This is a genomic window from Thiorhodococcus mannitoliphagus (assembly GCF_010915725.1).
GTDB classification, from domain to species: domain Bacteria; phylum Pseudomonadota; class Gammaproteobacteria; order Chromatiales; family Chromatiaceae; genus Thiorhodococcus; species Thiorhodococcus mannitoliphagus.
In genome coordinates, this window is sequence record NZ_JAAIJR010000227.1 from 1 (window position 1) to 4,521 (window position 4,521).

The window sequence follows — 4,521 nt, forward strand, 5'->3', positions numbered from 1 at the left end:
CGCCTGGCTGAAAGGATTTCGGGCGATTCGTACCCGTTATGTTTGCCAGTTGCAAAACTACTTGGCACTGATTCAGCTGGCTTGCGCAGAAATCTTATTCCGAAAACTCCAAGAAACCTAAAGGTAATGCAAATTCTGTTCCGGATATCCTCTTAGGGTGGACAAGCGCAGCGCAGTCCACCAACAACGGCGCGGGATTCGGTGGACTTCGCTTTCGCCCGTCCACCCTACCGGTCCAGCAGATGACCAAGGCCAAAAAGTTTAAGCCGTACCGACACTCGGATTTGGCGCGCCAACGACAGGTGCTTGGCGGCCATGCTTTCCGCGTCACCGCGGATGCCGCTGAAGCGGCGCTGCAGACCCAAGAGCCGGAGGGTTCGCCTGACTCAAGACGGTGACGACTGTTGGTCAGATTGATGGAGAGCACCTGCATGGACACCCGTCCACGCGAAACATCCATGATTCCGGATGCCTGGGAGCCCAGGGGGTTGCTCAGCGCCGTCCTGGAGACGATTGAAGAACTCATCATCGGGATCGATGCCAGCGGGCACCTGCTCTATGTGAATCCGGCCGCGCAGCGGGTTCTGCAGCAGGCGCAAGAGCCGCTGCTCGGCCAGCCCTGGACGGCCATTTGCACCGTCCTCGGCCTCGACATCGCGCACCTGAGGGAGACCGATCCCCATCGCCCCTTCCCCACACTGACATCCTCCTGGCGCGGCCACCTCAGACTGCCTTCCGGGGCAGAGCACGTCATCGCCTGGCGCGCGCGTCAGGTGGCAGACGCCGAGGGGACGACCACCAGCACATTGCTGGTGGGGACGGCCCTCACGCCCGCGGCGGAGCCTTGTGTCATCGAGAAGGTCGGCCGCCTTGATGATGGCGGGGAAGGCGCGGATCCGCCATCAGGGCGCTGTCTGCCTCCGGATCCGCAGAAGGACGGGAGTCTCTTCGAGTGCGTCAGCGCCGACAAGCAAGGCTATTTCCAGGCACTGCTCGATAACTTCCCGTTTCAGGTCTGGCTCAAGGACAGGGAGAGCCGCTTTCTCGCGGTCAACCGGGCCTTCGCCCAGAGCCTTGGCGCGGCCGACACGCAGGCGCTGATTGGCAAGTGCGATGACGACGTCTTTCCGCCCGACCTGGCCGAGCGCCACCGGGAGGTCGACCGCGCCGCCATGCGCGCAGGCACGCAGATCCGCGTCGAGGAGGAGCGGCTCCTGCAGGGCAGAGGGCGGTGGCTCGAGATCTTCAAGTCGCCGGCGTTCGACACCCAGGGGCAGATCGTCGGCAGCGTCGGCTTTGCGCGCGACATCAGTACGCACAAGCAGACCGAGGAGGCCCTGCTCCGCAAGCACGAGCAACTGCGTCTCGTCCTCGATCACGCCCCGATCGGCATCTGGCTCACGCAGCCCGATGGTCGGATCGAACTCGCGAATCGTGCCTTCTGCGAGGCCATCGGCGTCTCCGAGGAGGCGCTTCGGGCTGCCCCGCATTACACCGAGCTGCTGCCGGCGGAGCTTTCCGTGCAATGCGAGCGCTCCGACGCCAAGGCGCTGGCCACCCAGGAAGTCTGCATCAGCCAGGAGCACTTCCCTTTTGCAGACGGGCGGGTCCGCGACATGACGGTGATCAAGTATCTCCACCGCGATGCACGCGGCACGCCCGAGATCCTGCTCGGGATTAGTCTGGACATCACCGAGGAGCGGGTCAAAGCGCATGCGCTGCGCGAGAGTGAGGCGCGCGCCAACAGCATTCTGCGAGCGGCGCCGGTCGGGATCGCGATGCTGAAGGACCGGGTCTTGCGTGACGTCAACGAGACCCTGCTGCAGATGATGGGCTACAGGCGCGCCGAACTCATCGGGCAGACGACCCGCCTGCTCTACCCTTCCGATGAGGCCTATCAGCGCCTGGGACAGGAGATCTATCAGCGGCTCGGAACGGACCGGATCGGCAGCATCGAAACGCAGCTGCAGCGCAAGGACGGGCGTGTGCTCGACATGATGATTTCCTGGGCGCCCATGGACGCCGCCGATCCCAGCAAAGGCATCACCTTTTCGCTGCAGGACATCACCAGCCAGAAAGAGGCCGAGCGCGCCTTGCGCGAGAGCGAGGTCAAGTTCCACACCATGGTGGATTGGACGATCGATTGGGAATATTGGCTCTTGCCGGATGGATCGCTCTGCTACATGACACCCTCGGCCGAGGCGCTGACCGGCTATCGCGTGGCGGACTTCGTGCAAAGCCCCGCGCTGATCGAGGCCATCGTGCACCCGGAGGATCGCTCTGAGTGGGACCACCACCTCCAGAGCCTGAGGTGCACCGCCGACCCGCGGCACCCGGATCAGCTCGATTTTCGTCTCGTGCAGAGATCTGGCCAGGTCATCTGGGTGACCCACCGCTGTCGTGCCGTTTTCGACGCCGCAGGCATCTACCAGGGCCGACGTGTCACCGTGCGGGATGTCACTGCGCAAAAGGCCGCCGAGGAGCAGGTTCGGCGACTGGCCTATTTCGATCCCCTGACCGCACTGCCCAACCGCCGCCTGCTGCTCGATCGCCTCGGCCACGCCTTGAGCGCCAGTACCCGCAGCCAGGAATACGGCGCGCTGCTGATGCTCGACCTCGATCAGTTCAAGGCGCTCAACGATACCCAAGGGCACGCGGTGGGTGACAAATTGCTCATCGAAGTTGCGCAGCGCCTGCAAGGTGCGGTGCGCGGGGACGATACCGTCTCGCGCCTGGGGGGCGATGAGTACATCGTGCTGATTGAGGGCCTGGGGCGCAGCAAGACGACCGCCGCGACGCACGCCGAGGGCGTGGCCGAGCACCTGTGGCAGAGGCTCATTGCGCCCTATTCCATCCTTGAGGGAGGCGGCGCGCACCATGCCACCGCCAGCATCGGCGTCACGCTCTTCCAGGGCCAGACCGCCTCGATCGACGTCTTGCTCAAACAGGCGGACCTGGCGCTCTATCAGGCCAAGGATGCCGGACGCAACGCCGTGCGCTTTTTCGATCCCAGGATGCAGGCCGCCGTGGACGAGCGCATGGCAATGGAAAAAGCGCTGCGGCAGGCCCTAGAAGAGGGCGAGCTGTGTCTCTTCTATCAGCCGCAGCATGATCGCGCTGGGCGGTGCATCGGGGCCGAAGCCCTGCTGCGGTGGCGACGCCCCGGCCAAGGTCTGGTGTCGCCCATGACGTTCATCCCGCTGGCCGAGGAGACGGGTTTGATTCTTCCCATCGGCCGCTGGGTCCTCGACACGGCTTGTGCGCAGCTCAAGACCTGGGCCGCCGATCCGGCCACGCGCGACCTGCAACTGGCCGTCAACGTCAGTGCCCGCCAGTTCCATCAGCCGGATTTCCTCGGCCAGGTGCGCGAGAGCCTGCTGCACTCAGGCGCCGATCCCACCCGGCTGAAGCTCGAACTCACCGAGAGCATCGTGCTGGAGAACGTCGAGGCTGTCATTGAGCGCATGCAGGCGCTCAAGGCGCTGGGCGTTAGCTTCTCGCTCGATGATTTCGGGACCGGCTATTCTTCGCTGTCCTATCTCAAGCGCTTGCTGCTGGATCAGCTCAAGATCGACAAGTCCTTCGTTCAGGACCTCACCACCGACCCGAACGATGCCGCCATCGTGGAGGCGATCCTCGCGATGAGCCGCTCTCTGGGACTGCAGGTCGTCGCAGAAGGGGTGGAGACTTCCGAGCAGCATGCCTTCCTCCTCGCGCACGGCTGCGATGCCTTTCAGGGCTATCTCTTCGGGCGCCCCCTGCCCATTGCAGACTGGAGACCCTCAGACGCCGCGGCAGCTGCGGAGCGGTGCGCGCCTGAGTAGCCAACGCCGCTCAACGCGGTGCGCGCCCAAGTTGGGCAGCCGTCGCGTCGTCTGGCCTTATTTAGAGTTCCAAAGCGCTTACATCTCAGACCGCAATCGCAGGAAAGAAGGACAGAGCGCTCAAGGACAACACCGGCATGAATCGTCAAAGGACCCCCTGTTTAGAAAGCGTCCATCAACAACTTCCCCCCTTTCGCAAAGGGGGGCTAGGGGGGATTTCGGGCGGCATCGCTCGCATCGGGAAACAATTGATGGACACTTTCTTACCCTGCTTACTGAGCCTGGCCACCTTCCCTGATGGATTTTTCCCCTTAAATGGTCATTTTTCATGAGGGAGAGGGGTGGGCCTCCCTCGGGGTACTTGAACAACAGCACCCGTCGGGAGAGTCTCTTGTTTGCGAAGACGAAGAGACTGCATCAGTGTGCCACGCCTTACTTGAAAGCCCCACGTTTTTCGCCTTGCTGCTGCACATCGACGAGGAGTTCGCCGAGGCCGCCCGAGCGGGCGGTTGCCCCGCCTGCGGCGGCGTGCTGCATCAGGCGGACTACCCCCGTAAACCCCGCGGCTGTCCGGTGTCGTGGCGCGAGGCGTTCGCGACGCGTCGCAGCTTTTGCTGTGCGCAGTGCAGAACTCCTGACATACGCCCATTAACTCGCTGAAATGGTGTTATAATTCTGGCTTGAATCGATAAATAAA

Annotated in this window: 1 protein-coding gene; it reads left to right on the top strand. The window is 63.3% G+C overall.

Annotated features, from left to right (window positions below; translation table 11 throughout):
- Positions 1–431: 431 nt before the first annotated feature.
- On the top strand, positions 432–3,824 hold the full coding sequence (locus tag G3480_RS25135; protein ID WP_240906057.1) for a sensor domain-containing protein: 3,393 nt from the start codon (positions 432–434) through the stop codon (positions 3,822–3,824).
- Positions 3,825–4,521: the final 697 nt, after the last annotated feature.

Coding starts and splice junctions, on each gene's coding strand:
- G3480_RS25135 (WP_240906057.1), top strand. CDS start 432: ATGGACACCCGTCCACGCGAAACATCCATGATTCCGGATGCCTGGGAG.